Origin of the sequence: Malikia spinosa, from assembly GCF_002980625.1 — a bacterium.
Classification (GTDB): Bacteria; Pseudomonadota; Gammaproteobacteria; order Burkholderiales; family Burkholderiaceae_C; genus Malikia; species Malikia spinosa.
The window spans coordinates 131,253-151,224 of record NZ_PVLR01000007.1; the positions used below are offsets into that span (position 1 = coordinate 131,253).

The following is a 19,972-nucleotide window of genomic DNA, read 5'->3' on the forward strand; positions in this document are numbered from 1 at the left end:
GACTGGTGCGATCCGTGCGCCGGCCCTTGCCGACCCGGTCAAGCGCCAGTCACAATGTTCAACTGGAGTCGGCCCGGCTCGTTGCACCGCGTCGGCAGTCGCGCCCGCCATCGGGCTCGCAATCGGTCTACACTCACCCCAATCAGCCATGTCCCTGTCTGCCGAGATTTTCTCGTGGTGGTTGCTGCTCTGCGGGGTCAGCGCGGTCAATGTCATGGCCCTGCTGTGGTCGGCCCGCCTGCTGCGCCAGCGCCAGGCCCTGTTGCCGGCTCCGGTCTATGCCGCGCGCCGCTGGCAGCTGATCCTGTCGGCGGCCTATGTGCTGGGCTGCGCCTACCGTTCGGCCTTGCCGGTGTTCGACGTGCCGCGCTTTTGCCTGTTCGATTCCTGGTTCTCGAGCGTGATCGTCGGGCGTTCGGTCGCGACCCTGGCCGAGCTCTGCTTCGTCGCCCAGTGGGCACTGTTGCTGTGCGAGATCGCCCAGGTGACCGGCAGCCGGGTCGGCAAGGCCGTCTCGCAGTCGGTGATTCCGCTGATCGCGCTGGCCGAGTGCTTTTCCTGGTATTCGGTGCTGACCACCTCCAACCTCGGTCATGTGGTCGAGGAGACGCTCTGGGGCATGACGGCGGCGCTGCTGGTCGCGACGCTGGTGACGATCTGGCCGCGCTTTCCGGCCGCGCTGCGCCCCATCCTGGCCGGCACCTGCCTGGCCGGCCTGGCCTATGTGGCTTTCATGTTGCTGGTCGATGTGCCGATGTACTGGCAGCGCTGGCTTGCCGACGAGGCCAGCGGTCGGCGCTACCTGAGCCTGGCACAGGGCTTCTTTGACGCCTCGGGCCGCTGGGTGGTCTCGCACCGCTGGCAGGACTGGCAGAGCGAGATGGCCTGGATGACCCTGTACTTCAGCATTGGTGTCTGGTTCAGCCTGGCGCTGGTCCATGCGCCGGTCCTGACGCCGGTCAGTGATGCGGGTGGGGCGAAGGCCGCAGCAGCACGACCAGCGCGCCGGCTCCGCCCTCGGCCGGGCGTGCCTGCACGAAGGCCATGACCTCGTTCTTCTGCGCCAGCCAGCTGTGCACCCGGCTCTTGAGCACCGGTGTCTTGCCGGGCGAGCCCAGCCCCTTGCCGTGTACCACCCGCACGCAGCGCAGGCCGCGCTTGTGCGCCTCGCGGATGAAGTGACCCAGGGTCTCGCGCGCCTCGTCGGTGCGCAGGCCGTGCAGATCGATCTGCGCCTGCAGGCTCCAGTCGCCCTGGCGCAGCTTGCGCGCGACTTCGGGGCCGACGCCGGGGCGGCGAAAGCTCAGGTGTTCGTCGGTGTGCAGCAGCGTCTCGGCATCGAACAGGTCGCTGAGCGCTTCGCGCATCACGGCCTGTTCGTCGAGTTCGCGCTGCTGCGGCCGCGGCAGCGGCGGGTGCGGCCGGGCCAGGTGGCGGCCATGGTGCGGCAGGCGCTGCACTGCGCCGACCGTGCGCTCGAACAGCAGCCGGTCCTTGTGCAGGCGCTCCTCGGCCTCGCGCCGCGCCGCCTCGGCCGCGGCTCGCTCGGCGGCCAGGCGCGCAGCCTGCTCCGCCAGCGCCTTGCGCAGGGTCTTGAGTTCGGGCAGCGAGCGCACTTTCATGAGCCGGATTGTCGCGCACCGCCGCGTGCCATGCCGGGCTAGTGGCTTGTCATCAGGGCAGATTTCGCCCTGCCCAACCCAGCAGGGCTGGGGGGATTCAGAATCCCATGCGCTTGACCGTGGAGAGGACGTGCACCACGCTGCGCGTGGCGTTGCTGAACGGCGTGCCCGGTGCCAGGGCATCCTCGGCGTCGATGAAGCGCTGCGCGTTGATTATCTCGGCCACGCCGCCAGCCACCCGATGGAAGTCGCGGTGCTGCGACAACAGGTCGACAAAAGAGGGCCTGCCGCCAAAACGCCGCTCCCCGTCTCCGTAGATCCATTGACCCAGCGCACAGCAATCGTCGCGCTTGAGGGTCTCGGTATCGACCTTGTCGCGATTCTCGATCGCTTCGCGCAACTTGACTTTCCACTGTCTGTGCGCGTCGATGAAGGCGTCCATGTCCAGGCCCTCGACTTTCGAGCTGGAACTGACCCCGCCTGGCAGCCGGAATTCGTCCACCATCGCGGCCATCCTGATCGCGGCCGCCTGCTGGCTGCTCGCGGCGGCGGCGGTTTCCTCGACCAGCGCCGCGTTGGCCTGGGTGCTCTGGTCGAGCCCCTGGATCGCCATGCCGATTTGCGCAATGCCCTGGCTTTGCTCGCGCGCCGCCCGTGCCACCTCCTCCATCAGCTGGCGCACGTGATCCGCATTGGTCACGATCTCCTGCATCTCGTTCCCGGCCCCGCGCACCACATTGACCCCGTGGTTGATCTCGCCGACGCTGGCGTTGATCAGGTCCTTGATTTCGCGCGCGGCTGTCGCGCTGCGTTGTGCCAGACTGCGCACTTCTCCGGCGACCACGGCAAAGCCTCGGCCCTGCTCGCCGGCACGTGCGGCTTCCACGGCCGCGTTGAGCGCCAGGATATTGGTCTGGAAGGCGATGCCGTCGATCACGCCGATGATGTCGTTGATCTTGCTCGAGGAGAGCTGGATATGCTCCATGGTGCTGACCACGTCTGCCATCACCTGTCCGCCTCGCTGCGCGACCACGGCGTTGTTGAGCGCCAGCTCGGATGCCTTGGCCACCGATTCCGCGGTATGCGCCGTCACGGAGCTCGACTCATCGAGCGCGGCCGCCAGTTCCTCGAGCGCCGCCGCCGCCGATTCGACCCGGCTCGACAGATCCTGCGCACCTCCCGCGATTTCGGTGCTCGACTGGACCACCTCCGAGCTGCTGGACTGGACCAGCACCACGGTCTCGCGCAATCCGATCTGCATATTGTTCAATTCATGCATCAGCCGGGTGAACTCGTCCTTGCCCTTGGCCTGGATATCGTTGCGCAATTCACCCATCGAGATGTTGATCATGTGGCGCCGCAAGGCCTTCACGCCGCCGAGCACCGACAAGTGGAAACAGGTTCCCAGGTAGGCCGAGAGCGTCAGTCCCAAGCCGAGGCAGCCCCAGGCCAGCGGCGCTCCGACGACAGCGCTTGCCTGCCCGGCCAACCAGGCCGCAATCAGGACAATCGGAGCGAGCGTCAGGCCCATCTTGGCCGGAAACCTGAGCCCCAACATCAATTGCTTTGTTAATGAGAACATGTTCTAGAAGATTGCCCGTGGCGATGGTGCGATCGCGTTGATTTGTTGATCCAATGAAAACTGTGCTGGCGTTCTCGGTGCAAGACCCGTGGCGACCGACGCCGGTGCTCGACGACTCGGCAGCCAAGTCCAGCCGCGTACCGGCATGAAACTCCGAGAGTTTTTGCCATGACGAGAGCAATGTCCAGTTTTCTCGTGGGCAAACTGCAGCCCTTATTTACGAAGCAGTTTTGCTACAACATCTATATTAAACATTTTTCTCGGCGATTGTTCGAGACTCGCTCTGCATTTGACATTGATCAGAAGTGCCCTCGCGAGGCGTTCGCCGTTTCCACGCTCAAGGCGTGCGCCACCGTCTGATTGCGCAACTTCAGACCAGGCCGAGTTCGGCCATCGAGCGGCAGGCCGATGCGGTGACGACGAAATGGTCGAGCACGCGCACATCGACCAGCGACAGCGCGGACTTGAGCGTCTGCGTCAGCATCTCGTCGGCGCGCGAGGGCTCGGCGGTGCCGCTCGGGTGGTTGTGCGCCAGCACCACGGCCGCCGCGTGGTGGTGCAGCGCACGCAGCACGACCTCGCGTGGATAAACCGAGGTCTGTGCCAATGTGCCCCTGAAAAGTTCTTCGAGCGCCAGCAGCCGGTGCTGGCTGTCGAGAAACAGCACCGCGAACACCTCGTGCGGCTTGTGGCCGAAATGCAGCTGCAGGTAATGCGCGACCGCCTGCGGGCTGTCGAACAGCGGCTTTTGCCGGATTTCCTGCGCCAGCGCGCGGCGCGCGAGTTCGACCACCGCCAGCAGCTCGGCGCGCTTGGCCGGCCCCAGGCCCTTGACGCGCCCGAGCTCGTCGGCGCCGCTGTGCAGCAGGCCGGCAACGCCGCCGAAACCGTCGACCAGTTCCTGCGCCAGCAGCAGCACGTTCTTGCCCGCTGTGCCGGTGCGCAGCAGCAGCGCGAGCAGTTCGGCATCGCTGAGCGCCGAGGGGCCGCGCTGCAGCAGCTTCTCGCGCGGGCGCGAGTCGCTGGGCAGTCCTTCGAGTGCAATGCGCTTGCCGGCCATGCGGGGACCCTCCCTTTCCTACAATAGGGGTCTGGCGCCCCTGCCCGGGGCGTGCCTTGACGCACGCCTCCCGGTTTGTGCGGTGTTTTTACCATTTTTGCGTCCGCAGGTGTCAATCCCATGGCTCAAGTCGAATCCGATTCCTTCCTCACCTTGCATTACCGCCTCTCGGGTCCGGACGGGCGCGACTTCATCAATACCTTCGAGGCCCAGCCGGCCACGCTGAGCCTGGGCAGCGGCGAACTCTCGCCCGCGATCGAGGCGCGCCTGCTCGGCCTGGAGGAGGGCACGCAGACCGTGATCGAGCTCGCTGCTGGCGAGGCCTTCGGCGAGCGCCAGCCCGAGATGGTGCAGTGGGTCGCGCGCAAGCTGCTCGACCAGCTCGGCGACCGCAGCGAGCAATATGTGACTGGCGACGTGGTGCAGTTCCCGACCCCCGACGGACTCGGCAGCTATGCCGGCACCGTGCTCGAGGTCAACGCCGACGGCGCGGTGCGCTTCGACTTCAACCACCCGCTGGCTGGCCAGCCGGTGCGCTTCGAAGTCCAGCTGATCGGGGTGCTGTGATGACTGCCCCGCAGGAAATTCTGCTGGCCGAGCCGCGCGGCTTTTGCGCCGGCGTCGATCGCGCGATCGAGATCGTCGAGCGCGCGTTGGAGAAGTTCGGTCGTCCGATCTACGTCCGGCACGAGATCGTGCACAACACCCATGTCGTCAACGACCTGAAAGACCGCGGCGCCATCTTCATCGAGGAACTCGACGAAGTGCCGCCCGGCGCGACGCTGGTCTTCAGCGCGCACGGCGTGAGCCAGGCGGTGCAGCGCGAGGCCAAGGCGCGCGGATTCCGCATCTTCGACGCCACCTGCCCGCTGGTGACCAAGGTCCATGTCGAGGTCGCCAAGCTGCACAAGGAAGGCTACGAGTTCATCATGATCGGCCACAAGGGGCATCCGGAGGTCGAAGGCACGATGGGCCAGCTCGACAGCGGCATCCACCTGGTCGAGGATGTCGAGGATGTCGCCAAGGTGCAGCCGTCGCAAACCGACCGGCTCGCAGTGGTTACCCAGACCACCTTGAGCGTGGACGACGCGGCCGCGATCATGGCGGCGGTCAAGGCGCGCTTCACCCATATCCAGTCGCCCAAGCAGCAAGACATCTGCTATGCGACACAGAACCGTCAGGATGCGGTCAAGCTGCTGGCGACCCAGGTCGATGCGGTGGTCGTGGTCGGCAGCCCGACCAGCTCGAACACCAATCGCCTGCGCGAACTCGCCGAGCGGCTGGGCGTGCCGGCCTACATGGTTGATGACGCCAGCGAGCTGCAGGACTCCTGGTTCGAGGGCCGCCAATGCGTCGGCGTGACCGCCGGCGCGTCCGCCCCGGAAGACCTGGTGCAGGGCGTGGTCCAGCGCCTCAAGGCCCTCGGCGCGGTTTCGGTGCGCAGCCTCGACGGCGTGCGCGAGACCACCAAGTTCCCCTTGCCCAAGGGACTCAAGATCGAAGCCGATCCGGCCTGAGCGCTGCTGCGCCTGCCTCGGCTCCCCATATTTCATCAGGATCAGAACCCATGCTAGACATCACCCTGCTGCGCAAGGACCTCGACGCCGTCGTCGCCCGCCTGCAAACCCGCAAGAACCCGCAAGCCTTCCTCGACGTCGACGCCTTCCAGTCGCTCGAGCACGAGCGCAAGTCGCTGCAGATCCGCACCGAGGAACTGCAGTCGCGCCGCAACACCTTGTCCAAGCAGATCGGCATGCTCAAGGGCAAGGGCCAGCATGCCGAGGCCGATGCCGTGATGGCCGAGGTCGGCCAGTACAAGGCCGAGCTCGAGCATTCCGCCGCCCGGCTGGACCAGATCCAGGGCGAGCTGCTGGCGCTGCTGCAGGCGGTGCCGAATCTGCCGCACGAAAGCGTGCCGGTCGGTGCGGACGAATCCGGCAACGTCGAGCTGCGCCGCTGGAGCCCGCAGGGCGGTTTCGGCGCCAACCCGCCCGAGCTCGGCTTCGCGGCCCAGGACCATGTCGCGCTGGCCGAGCCGCTGGGCCTGGACTTCGAGACCGCGGCCAAGCTGTCGGGTTCGCGCTTTGCCGTCATGAAGGGTCCGGTTGCCCGCCTGCACCGCGCGCTGGCCCAGTTCATGCTCGATCTGCAGACCCAGCAGCATGGCTACACCGAGTGCTATGTGCCCTACATCGTCAACGCCGAGTCGCTGCGCGGCACCGGCCAGTTGCCCAAGTTCGAGGCCGACCTGTTCGCGGCCAAGAAGGGCGGCCAGGAAGGTGAAGAGGTGCCCGACACCCAGGCCCTCTACCTGATCCCGACCTCCGAGGTGCCGCTGACCAACTTCGTGCGCGACGAGATCGTGGCCGAGTCCGAACTGCCGATCAAGCTGACCGCGCACAGCCCCTGCTTCCGCTCCGAGGCTGGCAGCGCCGGTCGCGACACGCGCGGCCTGATCCGCCAGCACCAGTTCGACAAGGTCGAGATGGTGCAGATCGTCCATCCCGAGAAAAGCTATGAGGCGCTGGAGGAAATGACCGGCCACGCCGAGGCCGTGCTGCAGGCGCTGGGCCTGCCGTACCGCGTGATCGCGCTGTGCACGGGCGACATGGGCTTTGGTTCCGCCAAGACGCATGACCTCGAGGTCTGGCTGCCGGCGCAGAACACCTTCCGCGAGATCAGTTCGGTGTCCAACTGCGAAGCCTTCCAGGCCCGCCGCCTGCAGGCCCGCTTCAAGAACGCGCAGGGCAAGAACGAGCTCGTGCACACGCTCAACGGCTCGGGCCTGGCGGTCGGCCGCACCCTGGTCGCGGTGCTGGAGAACTACCAGAACGCCGACGGCAGCATCACGCTGCCGGTCGCGCTGCGGCCCTACCTGGGCGGCGCGGTCACGCTCTGATCGCGACCGGCTTGCCGGCCTGAACCACGCTCCCTGCTGCCGGGAGCGTTTTTTTTGGCTGCGCCCGCCATCGGCGCATTCCTGCGGGTGCAACGCTGGTGAAGCCGACTGAACGGTAGATTCGGCACCTATAACAAAAATGACATCAAATTCTGCATAGGGTTCCTTAGAATTGACAAGGTTAGTCCCCAGCAGCTGGCGTTTCATTCTCTCGGCCCAGCTGCAGCCGCCTTTAAAGGAAGACCATGCTCGCCATCAAGAAGGCCCGCAAGCTGATCGAAGCTGACCCCCAAGCCGCCAATGCCGTCACCCTGACCAATCTGGTGCTGGCCCTGCAGAACGACCACCCCTTCCAGCTTGGCAAGCTCTACGAACTCGAACCCAAGGACTTCGACCTGGCGGTCGAGATCATGCGGGAATGGACGCTCGACCGTCATTACGCGAAAAAGACGCGTTTGATCGATGTGGTCGTCAAGCTGGCCGAGGAACGCACGCAGGCCGACTGAGCCCCCCTCCAGCGGGCGGGCTGATGCCGCCCGCTTCAGCGCTTGAGCAGCAGCACCCCGGCCACGACGCAGAGGCCGGCCAGCAGGCCGGCACGCAAGCGCCCCTCCTTGAACCACAGGCTGCCGATCAGCACGGCAAAGATGACCGAGCTCTCGCGCATGGCCGCCACGACGGCGATCGGCGCCTGGGTCATGGCCCACAGCACGATGCAGTAGGCCGAGGTCGCCACTGCCGCACCCAGGAAACCGAGCGGCCAGTGCCGCCTGAAGTAATGCAGCACGGCGGGGCGGCGCCGGCGCAGCTGATGGGCCAGGATCACCAGCGGCTCGAACAGCGCCAGCGCCAGCACATAGCCGACCGGGTTGCCTGACAGCCGAGCCCCCTGGCCGTCGACCAGCGTGTAGGCCGCGATGATCGCGGCATTGAACAAGGCCGCCTGGCCCGAGGGATGGCGCAGCACCAGTCCGAGCGGCTGGCCCGAGGTCGAGGCGATGGTCAGCACCCCGACCAGGATGCAGGCGATTCCCAGCCAGGCCCCGAACGACAGGGTTTCGCCCAGCAGCGGCGTCGACAGCAGGCAGACCAGCAAGGGCGCCAGTCCGCGCATCAGCAGATAGCTGACCGCGAGCTGCCCGCCTTCGTAGGCCCGCATCAGACACAGGATGTAGGCGGTGTGCAGCAAGGCCGACAGGCCCAGGAAGGGCCAGCTTGCCGGGTCCGGTCCGCCCACGAACAGCAGTCCGACGCTGGCCAGCAGCGCGCTGCAGACATGGAGCAGCAGGGTGTAGAGCCCCTTGTCCGGCGCGCCACGGATCAAGGCGTTCCAGCTCGCGTGCATCAGCGCGGCGGCCAGCACCGCCAGCACCACGTTGGCGGGGATCTGGCTCAGCACCATGGCGGACCTGCCTCGCCGGGTCCGTTTTCAGCGGCCATCCGGCACCCCGGCCAGTTCGCCGTCTCTGAGCATGCGCGCGCGTCCGCCCCGGGCATGCTCGAACAGCGCTTGCGCGCAGCCCGCCCCGTCGCGCGCGGCCAGCAGGTCGACGATTGCGCTGTGCTCGTCGGCGAAATGCGGAATCGCCATCGGCGCCATCAGGTTGCGGCGCCGGAACAGCGTCAGCAGCTTGCTGAGCTTGCGGTAATGCGAGGTCAGCACCGGATTGCCGGCCATGGCCACCAGGCAGTCGTGAAAGCTCAGGTTGAGTTCGTGGAAGCGCTCGACCTCGTCCGGGCGCACGGCCTTCATGGCCTCGGTCAGCTCGCGCAGGGTGTGCAGCTGTTCCGGCGTCAGGCGCTCGGCCAGCAGGCGGCCCGCGGTGGCGTCGAGGCCGGCGCGCAGGTCGTAGATGTCAGCGGCTTCCGACAGCTTGATCTCGCGCACATGGGCGCCGCGGTTCTTTTCCTGGCGGATCAGGCCCGACTCCTCGAGCGCGTGGAAGGCTTCGCGCAGCGGTCCGCGCGAGACCCCGAAGCGCTGGGCCAGCGCGGCTTCATTGAGCTTGGTGCCTGGCGGTAGCTCGCCGGAAAAGATCATTTCCTCGATCGATTCGAGCACCAGGCGCGTGAGCGAAGTGCTCTGGACCAGGGCCAGCGCTTTCTCGGCGGGTTGGGCAAGCAGGGTGGACATCGGTTCGACCTCGGCAAATGAATGACTGTGACGCGATTGTAGCCAGTTGTGAAAACTGTAGATTGTCAACAATCTGACATTGTTGGGCTTTAAGCTGGGCGCAGTTGCAGTCCGGGTCAGCCGGTGAAACCGTCGTACCGGGACTGTGGCGATGAAGTTTTGATCCTCAACAGGAGTTATCTCATGAAGCTGAAACCACTCGCACAGTCCCTGGTCCTGGCCGTTCTGGCTGCCACCGCAGCCCTGCCGGCCATGGCGCAAAAAACCGTCCTCAATGTCTATACCGCGCTGGAGACCGACCAGCTCAAGGCCTACCAGGAGTCCTTCAACAAGTCCAACCCCGAGATCGAGATCAAGTGGACGCGCGACTCCACCGGCATCGTCACGGCCAAGCTGCTGGCCGAGAAGAACAAGCCGGTCGCCGACGTGATCATGGGCGTGGCCGCTTCCAGCATGGTGGTGTTCGAGCGCGAGGGCATGCTCCAGCCCTACGCCCCGGCCAACCTCAAGGCGATCAACCCGCGCTTCACCTCGGGCGGCGCCAAGCCGAACTGGGTCGGCATGGATGTCTGGGGCGCAGCGATCTGCTACAACGTCGCCGAGGCCGCCAAGCAGGGCCTGCCGCGCATCGAAAGCTGGAAGGACCTGCTCAAGCCCGAGTTCAAGGGCAAGATCGTGATGCCGAACCCGAACTCCTCGGGCACCGGCTTCCTCGACGTGACGGCCTGGCTGCAGATGTTCGGCGAGAAGGGCGGCTGGGACTACATGGACAAGCTGCACGAGAACATCGCGGTCTACACCCATTCGGGCTCCAAGCCCTGCGTGATGGCCGGTGCCGGCGAGTTCCCGGTCGGGATCGCGTTCGAATACCGCGCCAACACCGTGCGCGCCAAGGGCGCTCCGATCGATGTCGTGTTCCCGAAGGAAGGCCTGGGCTGGGACATCGAGGCGATCGGCATCGTCAAGGACACGCCGCGCCTGGAAGCTGCCAGGAAGCTGGCCGACTGGGCGTCCAGCCGCGAGGCCAACGAGCTCTATGCCAGGAACTTCGCCCTGGTCGCGATTCCGGGCATCGTCACCCGCCTCAAGCATGTGCCGACCGACTATGAGCAGCGTCTGGTCAAGAACGACTTCCAGTGGATGGGCAAGAACCGCGACGCGATCCTGACCGAGTGGCAGAAGCGCTATTCCGCCAAGTCCGAGCCGAAGAAGTAAATCGTCAGCTCCGCAGTTCCAGGCGCCAGGCCTTGAGTCGCTGGGCCGCCTGGGTGCGTCACGGTGATCGCATTCGCCCCCTTCCGAGGTATCTCATATGGCTCATCTTGAAATCAGAAGCCTGCACAAGCAGTTCGGCAGCTTCACGGCCCTGGACCACATCGAGCTCTCGGTCGAGCGCGGCGAATTCCTGGTCCTGCTCGGTCCCTCGGGCTGCGGCAAGACCACCTTGCTGCGCACGATTGCCGGCCTCGAACGGCAGGACCGCGGGCAGATCCTGCATGCCGGCCGCGACATCTCCAGGCTGTCGCCGGCCGCGCGCGACTACGGCATCGTCTTTCAGTCCTACGCCCTGTTTCCGAACCTGAACGTCGGCCAGAACGTGGCCTACGGACTCAATCAGCGGCGCGCCGGCCGCGAGGCCTTCCAGCAGCGCGTCGACGAGATGCTCCGGCTGGTCGGATTGCCCGGCAGCGAGAACAAATACCCGGCCCAGCTCTCGGGCGGCCAGCAGCAGCGCATCGCCCTGGCGCGCGCGCTGGCGACCCAGCCCGACTTGCTGCTGCTCGATGAGCCGCTGTCGGCGCTCGACGCGATCGAACGCGTGCGCCTGCGCTCCGAAATCCGGCAACTGCAGCAGAACCTGGGCGTGACCACCCTGATGGTGACCCACGACCAGGAGGAGGCCCTGGCGATGGCGGACCGCATCGTGGTCATGAAGAGCGGTCGCATCCAGCAAGTCGGTGATCCGCACGACATCTACCGCTTCCCGCGCAACGACTTCGTGGCCGACTTCATCGGTCGCAGCAACCTGATCGAAGCCGAGGCGATCGACCCGCAGCATGTCAGCCAGGGCCCGTTGCGCTTGCGCAGCGCGGCGGCACTGAGTCCGGGGCGCGCTTACCGCTTCAATGTCCGGCCCGAGGACATCCGCCTGCTCGACACCCTCGACCAGGCCGAGAACAGCTTCTTCGCCACGGTCGACAAATGCGAGTTTCTCGGCGCTTTCTCGCTCGTCACGCTGACGCCGGTCGGCCAGGGCAGCCGCCCGCTGCTGGCGCAGTTCTCCAGCAACTACCTGGCCGGTCGCCCGATCCATGCCGGCTCCACGGTGCGTGTCGGCATCCCGGCCGAACACCTTTTACCGATGCCGGAGTCAGCATGAACGCCATGTCCTCCCTGAGCTCCCGCTGGCGCCTGCCGGCTGCGGAGCGTGCGCCAGCGGGCGGCGTCCTGCTCGGCCTCGCCGCGCTGGCACTCTGTGTCTTCCTGCTGCTGCCGCTGGGCGCCCTGTTCAGCCACAGCCTGCTCGACGAGCAGGGTCAGACCAGCCTGGCCCGCTTCCGCGAATTTGCCGCCATACCCGGCATGGCCACGGCGCTCTGGAATACCTTCTGGGTGGCGCTGGTGGTCACGCTGATCACGGTGCCGCTGGCCTTCCTCTATGCCTATGCGATCCAGCGCTCCTGCCTGCCGTTCAAGGGCCTGTGGCGCCTGATCGGGCTGTCGCCCCTGCTCGGGCCGTCGCTGGTCGGTGCCATCTCCTTCATCCAGTGGTTCGGTACCCAGGGCCTGCTCAAGTCCTGGCTCGGCGAGACCAGCGTCTACGGCCCGGTCGGCATCGTCATGGCCACGGTGTTCTCGAGCTTCCCGCATGCCCTGATGATCCTGGTCGTCGCACTGGCCAGCTCGGACGGACGGCTTTACGAGGCAGCCGATGCGCTCTCGGCTACGCGCTGGCGCAAGTTCCTGACCGTGACCCTGCCCGCGGCCAAGTACGGCCTGATCAGCGCCGCGATGGTGGTGTTCTCGTACTCGGTCAGCGAGTTCGGCATCCCCAAGGTGATCGGCGGCAACTTCAAGGTGCTGGCGGTCGAGATCTATGTCCAGGTGGTCGGCCTGCAGAATTTCGGTCGCGGTGCCGTGGTGGCGCTGGTGCTGCTGCTGCCGGTGCTGTTCGCCTTCGTGGTCGACCGCCAGGTACAGCGGCGCCAGCAAGCCAGCCTGACGGCGCGCGCCGTGCCCTATCGGCCCCGGCCCGACTGGCGCCGCGACGGCCCGCTGCTGCTGTTCACCCTGCTGCTGGCCGGTGCCATGCTCGAGGTGCTGGGCATGGCGGCCTATACCTCGGTGATCACCTTCTGGCCGTACAACCTCGAGCTCACGCTGGGCCACTACCGCTACGGCCTGGTCGAAGCCGGCGTGCTGGGCGCCTATCTGAACAGCCTGCAGATCGCGCTGCTGACCGCGTTGCTCGGCACGCCCTTCATCTTCGTGACCGCCTATCTGCTCGAGAAGACCGGCGCGCGCCAGTCGGCCCTGCATGCGCTGGTCCAGGGCATGGCTTCGCTGCCGATGGGGGTGCCGGGACTGGTGCTGGGCATCGGCTACATCCTGTTCTTCAATCATCCGGACAACCCGCTCAACGGCCTGTACCAGACCTTCGCGATCCTGGTGATCGTCAACGTGGTGCATTACTACAGCTCCTGCCACCTGACCGCGCTGACCGCGCTCAAGAGCCTGGACCGCGAGTTCGAAGCGGTATCGGCCTCGCTCAAGGTGTCGCAGTTCGTCACCTTCTGGCGCGTGACCCTGCCGGTCTGCCTGCCGGCGGTGCTCGAGATCTTCCGCTATCTGTTCATCAACGCGATGACCACGGTCTCGGCGTTGGTCTTCCTGTATTCGCCTGACACGCTGCCGGCTTCGGTCGCGATCCTGAACCTCGACGAGGCGGGTGAACTGGGACCGGCCGCCGCCATGGCCAGCTTGATCATCGTGACCACGGCCGCTTTCAGCCTGCTGTACTCGGCCCTCACCCATCTGCTGCTGCAACGCCACCAGGCCTGGCGCAGCGCCAAGCATTAACTCCTGGCCCAGGCCAGACCCTCAACTCAACAGGACATCCATCATGCGCCATCAACTGGAAGCCGTCATCTTCGACTGGGCCGGCACCATCGTCGATTTCGGCTCCTTCGCTCCGACCCAGATCTTTGTCGATGCCTTCAAGGCTGCCTACGACTTCGACCTCACGCTGGCCGAGGCCCGCGGCCCGATGGGCCTGGGCAAGTGGCAGCATATCGAGGCGCTGGGCCGGGACCCGGTCGTGGGTGCGCGCTGGGCGGCCCAGTTCGGTCGTCCGATGAACGACGCCGACATCCGGCATATCTACGACACCTTCATCCCGCTGCAGGTCGAGCGCGTCGGTCTGCACGCCGACCTGATCCCCGGCGCCCTGGAGACCGTGGCCCAGCTGCGCGAACAGGGCTATCGCGTGGGTTCGACCACCGGCTACCCGCGCCAGGTCATGGCAAGGCTGATCGAGATTGCCGCGGCCAGCGGCTATGCCCCGGATTGCACCGTCTGCGCCGACGACCTGGAGGCCGGCGCCCGTCCCGGTCCCTGGATGGCGCTCGACTGCGTGCGCCAGCTCAAGCTCGGCGCGGTCTCGCATTGCGTCAAGGTTGACGACACCCTGCCGGGCATCGCCGAAGGGCTGAACGCCGGCATGTGGACGGTCGGACTCGCGCTCTCGGGGAGTCCGGCCGGCTGGACCCTGGCCGAATACCAGGCCGCCTCCGACAGTGAGCGCGCCGTGGTGCGCCAGCGCGTGGGCACCGAGTTCCGGGCCGCTGGCGCCCACTATGTGATCGACAGCGTGGCCGATCTGCTGCCGGTGCTCGAACTGATCGAGCAGCGGCTGGCCCGCGGCGAACGTCCCTGAAGCCCTGCACAACATCTGGAGCAAGCTATGAAGAGCGAAAAACATTACGACCTGGTGGTGGTCGGCGCTGGCGTGATCGGCCTGGCCACCGCCTATGCGGCGCGCCAGCGCGGGCTCAGCGTGGCGGTGCTGGAGCGCAATGCCCAGTGCGTCGGCGCCTCGGTGCGCAATTTCGGTTTCGTCACGGTGACCGGCCAGCGCCGCGGCGAGCATTGGCGCCGCGCCATGCGCACGCGCGACATCTGGCAGCAGGTGGCGCCGCAAGCCGGCATCGACGTGGTGCACCAGGGCCTTTACCTGCTGGCGCAGCGCCCCGAGGCCCTCGATCTGCTCGAGGCCTTCATGCAGACCGAGATGGGGCAGGGCTGTCGGCTGCTGAGCCGGTCCGAGGCCGCCCATGAGCTGCCGCAGTTGCAGGACGGCGTCGGCGTCCTGCACAGTCCGCACGAGCGCCGGGTCGAGTCACGCGACGCGATTCCGCTGTTGAGCCGCTGGCTGCAACAGTCGCTCGGCGTGGATTTCTACTGGAACACCCCGGTCCAGCAGATCGAACTGCCGCGCATCCACACCAGTCAAGGCCTGTTTCATGCCGAGCATTGTGTGGTCTGCCCCGGCCATGACCTCAACACCCTCTATCCGGAACTGATCGCCCAGGCCGGCATCACCCTGTGCACGCTGCAGATGATGCGGGTGCGTCCGGCCCAGCCACTGCAGCTGCCCGGTTCGGTGATGTCGGACCTGAGCCTGGTGCGCTACGAGGGCTATGCCGATCTGCCGGAAGCGGCGCCCTTGCGTGCCAGACTGCAGGCCGAACAGGCCGAGCATCTGAAATGGGGCATCCACCTGATCGCCGTCCAATCGGCCGACGGCTCGCTGGTGGTCGGCGACAGCCATGTCTACGGCCAGGCCGAAGCCCCGTTTGCCCGCGACGACATTGACGCGCTGATCCAGGATGAACTCCAGCGCGTGCTCAAGCTGCCGGGCGCCAGCGTCGAGCAGCGCTGGACCGGTACCTATGCCTCGGCCTCCGATGTGGTCTACAAGGCGCAGCCGGCACCGGGCGTGGCGGTCGGCATCGTGACCGGCGGCACCGGAGCCTCGACCTCGTTTGCCTTTGCCGAGGAGCTGGTCGCGCTCGCCCTGGGCGATTGAGGCTTCAGCGCAGGCCGACGCCGGCCTGGTCTTCGGCGCGCTGGATCAATTCGATCTTGTAGCCGTCCGGGTCGGTCACGAAGGCGATCACGGTGCTGCCGCCCTTGACCGGGCCGGCCTCGCGCGTGACCTGGCCACCGGCGGCCTTGATCGCCGCGCAGGCCGCGTAGGCATCGGGCACGCCGATCGCGATATGGCCGTAGGCCGTGCCCATGTCGTACTGATCAGTGTCCCAGTTGAAGGTCAGTTCGAGCTCGGCCTGGGCCGGATTGCCGCCTTCATAGCCCAGGAAGGCCAGCGAATAGCGGTACTCGGGGTTCTCGGAGCGGCGCAGCAGGCTCATGCCCAGCACCTGGGTGTAGAAGGCGATCGAGCGCTCGAGGTGGCCGACGCGCAGCATGGTATGCAGGATTTTCATGCTCATGATTGTGCGATATCAGCTGGCCAGCCCCGCCGCTACGCCAAAAATTCCCTGCGCGCCTGCCGGACTTCAGACCTGCCCGCCAGCGGGCCACTTGACCCGCACCGTCAGGCCGCCGCCCGGGGTGTCGAGCAGGCTCAAGCTGGCGTGATGCTGTTCGACGATCTGGCGCACGATCGCCATGCCGAGCCCGCTGCCCGTGGTGTCGGCCGGGCGCAGGCGCACGAAGCGCTGCAGCACCCGGGTCTTGTCGGCCTCGGCGATGCCGGGGCCGTCGTCGGCCACCTCGAGCACCGTGCGGCCGGCTTGCCTGCGCAGCCGGACATCGATGCGTGCGCCCCTGGGGCAGTAGCGCAGCGCGTTGTCGATCAGGTTGTCGACCAGCACGCGCAGCTGCTGCGGGTCGCCCTGGACCTCGAGCGGGCCCTCGGACTCCAGCCCGAGGTCGATGTCCTTTTGTTCGGCCTGCGCCAGGAAGGCCAGCACGCGCTCGCGCGCCAGCCGTTCGAGTGCGACCGGCTGCAGCTCGAGCGGGCGCGCGTCGGGCTCGAGCCGGGCCATCTGCAGCAATTGCGCGACCAGGTGCACCGCGCGCTCGATGCCGGCCTCCAGGTCGTCGAGCGACACCGGCTGGCCCGTGGCCTGTGCCTGCTGTGCCAGCTGGACCTGCAGCTTGATCGCGGCCAGCGGCGTGTTGAGCTCGTGCGCGACATCGGCCAGGAAGGCGCGCTGCGTTGCCAGCAGCCGGTCGACCTTGGCCAGCAGCTGGTTCAGTGTGTCGACCAGCGGCTGCACTTCGTCGGGCATCTCGTCCGGCGCCAGCGGGCTCAGCAGCGCGACATCGCGCGTGCCGATCTCGTCGCGCAAGCGGCGCAGCGGCTGCAGCGCCCCGCTGACGGCCGCGCTGATCAGGAAGCCCAGCAGCAGCAGCAGCAGCGCCAGTGGCGCCAGCAGGCTGGGTACATATTCAAGGAAGGCGTGCCAGCGGCGCTCGGCCGGGTTGGCGACCTGGATCACGCGCTCGCGGTCGTGCAGCGTGTAGGTGCGCCAGTGCGTGCCGTCCCATTCGACCTGATGCAGGCCGGGCTCCTGCAGCGGCGGGCCGGTGTCGGTCAGCGAGGAATAGATCAGCCGGCCGTTGCTGGTCCAGATCTGGCTCACGAACTGGCCATCGTCCTGGGCCTGCTCCTGGCTGGGTTCGGCCGCGACCTGTTGATCGCTCGGCGCAGTCGGCTCCGGATCGGGCTGGTCGGTCAGCCAGTCCTGGGTGTCATGGCGCACGATCGAATAGGCGATCTGTTCGAGCCCGTAGTCACGCAGCGTGTTGAAGCCGCGCCAGGCCATCTCGTAGGTCAGCGCGCTGGCCAGCAGGCTGCTCAGCAGCAGCGCGCCGATCAGCCAGACCAGCAGGCGCGAGTGGATCGAGTTCATGGCGCGGGTCGCGCTGCCGAGGCATCGACCAGCTTGTAGCCGACGCCGCGCACGTTCTTGATCCAGTCGCTGCCGAGCTTGCGGCGCAGATGGTGCAGGTGGACCTCGATCGCATTGCTCGCGACTTCCTCCTGCCAGCCGTAGAGCCGGGCCTCGAGCTGCTCGCGCGACAGCACCGTGCCGGGGCGTTCCATCAGGTGTTCGAGCAGGTCGAACTCGCGCTGCGAGAGTTCGAGCCCCTGGCCGGCGAGCCAGGCTTCGCGCCGGATCGGGTCGAGCTGCAGCGTGCCGAAGTTGAGCACCGGCTGGCTGCGGCCCTGGTTGCGCCGGATCAGCGCGTGCAGACGCGCAATCAGCTCGTTGAGGTCGAAGGGCTTGGTGATGTAGTCGTCGGCGCCGCGGTTGAGGCCGCCGATCCGGTCTTCCACCGTCTGGCGCGCTGAAACGATCAGCACCGGCAGATGCTGGCCGCGCTGACGCAGGGCCTGGAGCACTTGCAGCCCGTCGAGCTCGGGCAGGCCGAGGTCGAGCAGCAGGGCGTCGTGGCTGTCGGCCACCTGGCTCAGGACGGCAGCGCCGTCCTTGACCCAGTCAACCTGGAACCCGGCCAGTTTGAGGGCTTTTTGCATGCTGGAGCCCAGCATGTCGTCGTCTTCGGCTAATAACAGTCGCATGGCATCGTCAACAGTAGATGCCTGGATTGTCGATAAAAAGTGGAGCGCCTGGCCGGATGCGTCCACCTACAGGGCCCGAAAACCCTGCAAGATCTTCAGGCAGCGGCCTGGGTCTGGACCGGACGGACGGTGACGGCAGCGGCGGTCAGGATGGCGAACAGGGACTTTTTCATCTCGGACTCCTAGTGTCTGGGGGGGCAGTGGCTGGGTCATCCCAGTCACCATGTAGGCAATTCTGCGCGGCCAGACTTAGGGAAAACTTATGGCGAATAATTTGTGGTGAACTGTCCGAGAATCACTGCAAAGCGGGAGTCACCAGACATGAATGAATCCGAGTTCAGAACCCTGTCCGCTGCTGTACCGGCCGCCGGCGCAGCTGACGAGCATTGCCCCGTCAGGCGTCGCCTGCTGCTGGCGGCCCTGGCTGCTGCGGTGGCCGGTCCGCTGCAGGCGTTGGAAACGACGGCTACAGTGCAAGCCGTTACCGTCAGCTACGGCCGGCTCTGGCTCGACGAGTCCGGCCGGGTTCTGCCGCAGGCGCGCGCGGCATTGTCCTTGTTGGCTGATGCTGCCAGCCATGGCCTGGAGCCGCAGGATTACGACGCTGCCGGCCTGGCGCTGGTCTTTGCCCGCCCGTTCCCGTCGCCGCGCGAGGCCGACGCGGCGGACCAGGCGCTGACGCGCGCCTTCGAGCGCTACCTGTCCGAGCTGCACCGGGGCCGGGTCGATCCGGCCTCCTTGCGCCATGACTTCCAGGTGGCTCGATCCGACCCCTTCGATCCGGCCCAGGCCTTGCGCCTGGCCCTGGAGCGGCAGGACCCGGCTGCGGCGGTGGCCGCGGCCGTGCCGCAGCTGCCGCTCTACGGCCGCCTGCGGCTGGCGCTTGCGCGCTACCGCCAGCTGGCCGGCCACCCGGCCTGGGCCAGCCCGCTGCCGCCCTTGCCGCGCGCGCCCAAGAGCCGCTCGGCCAAGCTCGAGCCCGGCCAGTCCTGGGCCGGGCTGGATCTGCTGGCGCAGCGGCTGCGGGTGCTGGGGGATCTCGCCCCGGCGGCGGCGGTATCTGCTCAGGCCGCAGCGGCGCCCACCGTCCAGACGGCGGCGTTGCTGCCAGGCGCGCTGGCTCCGGCGGCGAACGAGCTGCCGCGCTACCAGGGTGATCTGGTCGAGGCGGTGCGCCGCTTCCAGCTCCGCCATGGCCTTGAGGCCGACGGCGTGATCGGCAGCACCACCTGGACCCAGCTCGGGATCGAGCCGGCCGCGCGCGTGCACCAGATCGAGCTTGCGCTCGAGCGCCTGCGCTGGACGCCTTTCCTGCAGTCGCGCCGCATGGTGGTGGTCAATCTGCCTGAATTCGTGCTGCGCGCCTACGAGGTCGCCGACGATGGCCGCGTTCAGCTCGCGCTCGAGTCCCGGGTGGTGGTCGGCCGCGCGCTCGACACCCGCACGCCGCTGTTCGACGAGGACATGCGTTTCATCGAGTTCAGCCCGTACTGGAACATCCCGCCCTCGATTGCCCGCAGCGAGACCGTGCCCAAGCTGAGGCGCGATCCGGGCTACTTCGATCGCATGGGCTTCGAGTTCGTCGGCGCTGATGGCAGCGTCCAGCGCGGCCTGTCGTCGGCCCATCTCGATGCCGTGCTGGCCGGCAGGATGCGGATTCGCCAGCGCCCCGGCGAGCACAACGCGCTGGGCGACATCAAGTTCGTCTTCCCGAATGCGGACAACATCTATCTGCACCACACGCCCGCGGTCGATCTGTTCGGGCGCGCGCGGCGCGACTACAGCCATGGCTGCATCCGGGTCGAGAAACCGGTCGAGCTGGCTGAATTCGTGCTGCAGGGCATGCCGGGCTGGGACCGGGCCCGGATCGAGGCGGCAATGGCGCAGGGCAAGTCGAACACGCTCAAGCTGGCCGAACCGGTGCCGGTGCTGCTGAGCTACGGAACTACTCTGGTCAAGGGCGATCAAATCTTCTTTTTCAACGACATTTACGGCCATGACCGCGTGCTGACGCAAGCCTTGCAGCAGCGGTCGCGTAGCCGTGCCAAATGAGCCGCCCTA

Annotated in this window: 19 protein-coding genes; 11 read left to right on the plus strand and 8 right to left on the minus strand. The window is 66.9% G+C overall.

Annotated features, from left to right (window positions below):
- Positions 1-148: 148 nt before the first annotated feature.
- Complete coding sequence (locus tag C6P61_RS02855) at positions 149-1,048, plus strand: hypothetical protein (protein ID WP_105728417.1); 900 nt, start codon at positions 149-151, stop codon at positions 1,046-1,048.
- On the opposite strand, the gene C6P61_RS02860 is transcribed toward C6P61_RS02855, so the two are convergent.
- From C6P61_RS02860 to radC, 3 genes are all read right to left on the minus strand, one after another.
- The gene (locus tag C6P61_RS02860; RefSeq protein ID WP_105728418.1) at positions 960-1,622 is read right to left on the minus strand and encodes a Smr/MutS family protein; all 663 of its coding nucleotides are present in this window, start codon (positions 1,620-1,622) and stop codon (positions 960-962) included. The two genes, C6P61_RS02855 and C6P61_RS02860, sit on opposite strands and share 89 nt — an antisense overlap.
- 97 nt (positions 1,623-1,719) lie before the next feature.
- Positions 1,720-3,180, minus strand: a complete 1,461-nt coding sequence (locus tag C6P61_RS02865) for a methyl-accepting chemotaxis protein (RefSeq protein ID WP_170067311.1) — start codon at positions 3,178-3,180, stop codon at positions 1,720-1,722.
- A gap of 394 nt (positions 3,181-3,574) precedes the next feature.
- Positions 3,575-4,249 (minus strand): RadC family protein, encoded by a 675-nt coding sequence (radC, locus tag C6P61_RS02875; protein ID WP_105728487.1) that lies wholly within the window; start codon positions 4,247-4,249, stop codon positions 3,575-3,577.
- 135 nt (positions 4,250-4,384) lie between these two features.
- Between radC and C6P61_RS02880 the strand changes: the two genes are divergently transcribed.
- The 4 genes from C6P61_RS02880 to C6P61_RS02895 all read left to right on the plus strand — a co-directional run bounded on the left by C6P61_RS02880 (position 4,385) and on the right by C6P61_RS02895 (position 7,669).
- Positions 4,385-4,831 carry an FKBP-type peptidyl-prolyl cis-trans isomerase gene (locus C6P61_RS02880; RefSeq protein ID WP_105728421.1) on the plus strand — a complete coding sequence of 149 codons (447 nt, stop codon included), beginning with the start codon at positions 4,385-4,387 and terminating at the stop codon, positions 4,829-4,831.
- The gene (gene ispH, locus C6P61_RS02885) at positions 4,831-5,781 is read left to right on the plus strand and encodes a 4-hydroxy-3-methylbut-2-enyl diphosphate reductase (protein WP_105728422.1); all 951 of its coding nucleotides are present in this window, start codon (positions 4,831-4,833) and stop codon (positions 5,779-5,781) included. Before C6P61_RS02880 ends, ispH begins: the two co-directional genes overlap by 1 nt.
- Before the next feature lie 50 nt (positions 5,782-5,831).
- Positions 5,832-7,163 (plus strand): serine--tRNA ligase, encoded by a 1,332-nt coding sequence (serS, locus tag C6P61_RS02890; protein WP_105728423.1) that lies wholly within the window; start codon positions 5,832-5,834, stop codon positions 7,161-7,163.
- Positions 7,164-7,408: 245 nt separating this feature from the next.
- A complete protein-coding gene (locus C6P61_RS02895) occupies positions 7,409-7,669 on the plus strand; it encodes a hypothetical protein (RefSeq protein WP_105728424.1) in 261 nt (86 codons plus the stop codon).
- A 35-nt stretch (positions 7,670-7,704) separates the two neighbouring features.
- Here the strand turns inward: C6P61_RS02895 and C6P61_RS02900 are convergent, their stop codons facing one another.
- Positions 7,705-8,565: an EamA family transporter gene (locus C6P61_RS02900; protein ID WP_105728425.1), complete on the minus strand. Its 861-nt coding sequence runs from the start codon at positions 8,563-8,565 to the stop codon at positions 7,705-7,707.
- A 27-nt stretch (positions 8,566-8,592) separates the two neighbouring features.
- Positions 8,593-9,297: an FCD domain-containing protein gene (locus C6P61_RS02905; protein WP_105728426.1), complete on the minus strand. Its 705-nt coding sequence runs from the start codon at positions 9,295-9,297 to the stop codon at positions 8,593-8,595.
- 183 nt (positions 9,298-9,480) lie between these two features.
- Between C6P61_RS02905 and C6P61_RS02910 the strand changes: the two genes are divergently transcribed.
- The 5 genes from C6P61_RS02910 (at position 9,481) to C6P61_RS02930 (ending at position 15,385) form a co-directional block, all read left to right on the plus strand.
- On the plus strand, positions 9,481-10,512 hold the full coding sequence (locus tag C6P61_RS02910; RefSeq protein ID WP_105728427.1) for a putative 2-aminoethylphosphonate ABC transporter substrate-binding protein: 1,032 nt from the start codon (positions 9,481-9,483) through the stop codon (positions 10,510-10,512).
- Positions 10,513-10,609: 97 nt separating this feature from the next.
- A complete protein-coding gene (locus C6P61_RS02915; protein ID WP_105728428.1) occupies positions 10,610-11,677 on the plus strand; it encodes a putative 2-aminoethylphosphonate ABC transporter ATP-binding protein in 1,068 nt (355 codons plus the stop codon).
- The gene (locus C6P61_RS02920) at positions 11,674-13,377 is read left to right on the plus strand and encodes a putative 2-aminoethylphosphonate ABC transporter permease subunit (RefSeq protein ID WP_244908744.1); all 1,704 of its coding nucleotides are present in this window, start codon (positions 11,674-11,676) and stop codon (positions 13,375-13,377) included. Before C6P61_RS02915 ends, C6P61_RS02920 begins: the two co-directional genes overlap by 4 nt.
- Positions 13,378-13,420: 43 nt before the next feature.
- The gene (phnX, locus tag C6P61_RS02925) at positions 13,421-14,233 is read left to right on the plus strand and encodes a phosphonoacetaldehyde hydrolase (protein ID WP_105728430.1); all 813 of its coding nucleotides are present in this window, start codon (positions 13,421-13,423) and stop codon (positions 14,231-14,233) included.
- A gap of 27 nt (positions 14,234-14,260) precedes the next feature.
- A complete protein-coding gene (locus C6P61_RS02930) occupies positions 14,261-15,385 on the plus strand; it encodes a TIGR03364 family FAD-dependent oxidoreductase (RefSeq protein ID WP_105728431.1) in 1,125 nt (374 codons plus the stop codon).
- Positions 15,386-15,389: 4 nt separating this feature from the next.
- Here C6P61_RS02930 and gloA read toward each other — a convergent pair whose 3' ends face one another.
- The 3 genes from gloA to C6P61_RS02945 form a co-directional block, all read right to left on the minus strand.
- Positions 15,390-15,803: a lactoylglutathione lyase gene (gene gloA, locus C6P61_RS02935; protein ID WP_105728432.1), complete on the minus strand. Its 414-nt coding sequence runs from the start codon at positions 15,801-15,803 to the stop codon at positions 15,390-15,392.
- 72 nt (positions 15,804-15,875) lie between these two features.
- The gene (locus C6P61_RS02940; RefSeq protein ID WP_105728433.1) at positions 15,876-17,237 is read right to left on the minus strand and encodes a sensor histidine kinase; all 1,362 of its coding nucleotides are present in this window, start codon (positions 17,235-17,237) and stop codon (positions 15,876-15,878) included.
- On the minus strand, positions 17,234-17,911 hold the full coding sequence (locus C6P61_RS02945) for a response regulator transcription factor (RefSeq protein WP_105728434.1): 678 nt from the start codon (positions 17,909-17,911) through the stop codon (positions 17,234-17,236). Before C6P61_RS02945 ends, C6P61_RS02940 begins: the two co-directional genes overlap by 4 nt.
- 321 nt (positions 17,912-18,232) lie before the next feature.
- Between C6P61_RS02945 and C6P61_RS02950 the strand changes: the two genes are divergently transcribed.
- Positions 18,233-19,963 (plus strand): L,D-transpeptidase family protein, encoded by a 1,731-nt coding sequence (locus C6P61_RS02950; RefSeq protein ID WP_105728435.1) that lies wholly within the window; start codon positions 18,233-18,235, stop codon positions 19,961-19,963.
- Positions 19,964-19,972: the final 9 nt, after the last annotated feature.

Excerpts from the sequence above, each read along its gene's own strand:
- C6P61_RS02855 (WP_105728417.1), top strand. The coding sequence starts at position 149 with ATGTCCCTGTCTGCCGAGATTTTCTCGTGGTGGTTGCTGCTCTGCGGG.
- C6P61_RS02860 (WP_105728418.1), bottom strand. The coding sequence starts at position 1,622 with ATGAAAGTGCGCTCGCTGCCCGAACTCAAGACCCTGCGCAAGGCGCTG.
- C6P61_RS02865 (WP_170067311.1), bottom strand. The coding sequence starts at position 3,180 with ATGTTGGGGCTCAGGTTTCCGGCCAAGATGGGCCTGACGCTCGCTCCG.
- C6P61_RS02880 (WP_105728421.1), top strand. The coding sequence starts at position 4,385 with ATGGCTCAAGTCGAATCCGATTCCTTCCTCACCTTGCATTACCGCCTC.
- ispH (WP_105728422.1), top strand. The coding sequence starts at position 4,831 with ATGACTGCCCCGCAGGAAATTCTGCTGGCCGAGCCGCGCGGCTTTTGC.
- serS (WP_105728423.1), top strand. The coding sequence starts at position 5,832 with ATGCTAGACATCACCCTGCTGCGCAAGGACCTCGACGCCGTCGTCGCC.
- C6P61_RS02895 (WP_105728424.1), top strand. The coding sequence starts at position 7,409 with ATGCTCGCCATCAAGAAGGCCCGCAAGCTGATCGAAGCTGACCCCCAA.
- C6P61_RS02900 (WP_105728425.1), bottom strand. The coding sequence starts at position 8,565 with ATGGTGCTGAGCCAGATCCCCGCCAACGTGGTGCTGGCGGTGCTGGCC.
- C6P61_RS02905 (WP_105728426.1), bottom strand. The coding sequence starts at position 9,297 with ATGTCCACCCTGCTTGCCCAACCCGCCGAGAAAGCGCTGGCCCTGGTC.
- C6P61_RS02910 (WP_105728427.1), top strand. The coding sequence starts at position 9,481 with ATGAAGCTGAAACCACTCGCACAGTCCCTGGTCCTGGCCGTTCTGGCT.
- C6P61_RS02915 (WP_105728428.1), top strand. The coding sequence starts at position 10,610 with ATGGCTCATCTTGAAATCAGAAGCCTGCACAAGCAGTTCGGCAGCTTC.
- C6P61_RS02920 (WP_244908744.1), top strand. The coding sequence starts at position 11,674 with ATGAACGCCATGTCCTCCCTGAGCTCCCGCTGGCGCCTGCCGGCTGCG.
- phnX (WP_105728430.1), top strand. The coding sequence starts at position 13,421 with ATGCGCCATCAACTGGAAGCCGTCATCTTCGACTGGGCCGGCACCATC.
- C6P61_RS02930 (WP_105728431.1), top strand. The coding sequence starts at position 14,261 with ATGAAGAGCGAAAAACATTACGACCTGGTGGTGGTCGGCGCTGGCGTG.
- gloA (WP_105728432.1), bottom strand. The coding sequence starts at position 15,803 with ATGAAAATCCTGCATACCATGCTGCGCGTCGGCCACCTCGAGCGCTCG.
- C6P61_RS02940 (WP_105728433.1), bottom strand. The coding sequence starts at position 17,237 with ATGAACTCGATCCACTCGCGCCTGCTGGTCTGGCTGATCGGCGCGCTG.
- C6P61_RS02945 (WP_105728434.1), bottom strand. The coding sequence starts at position 17,911 with ATGCGACTGTTATTAGCCGAAGACGACGACATGCTGGGCTCCAGCATG.
- C6P61_RS02950 (WP_105728435.1), top strand. The coding sequence starts at position 18,233 with ATGAATGAATCCGAGTTCAGAACCCTGTCCGCTGCTGTACCGGCCGCC.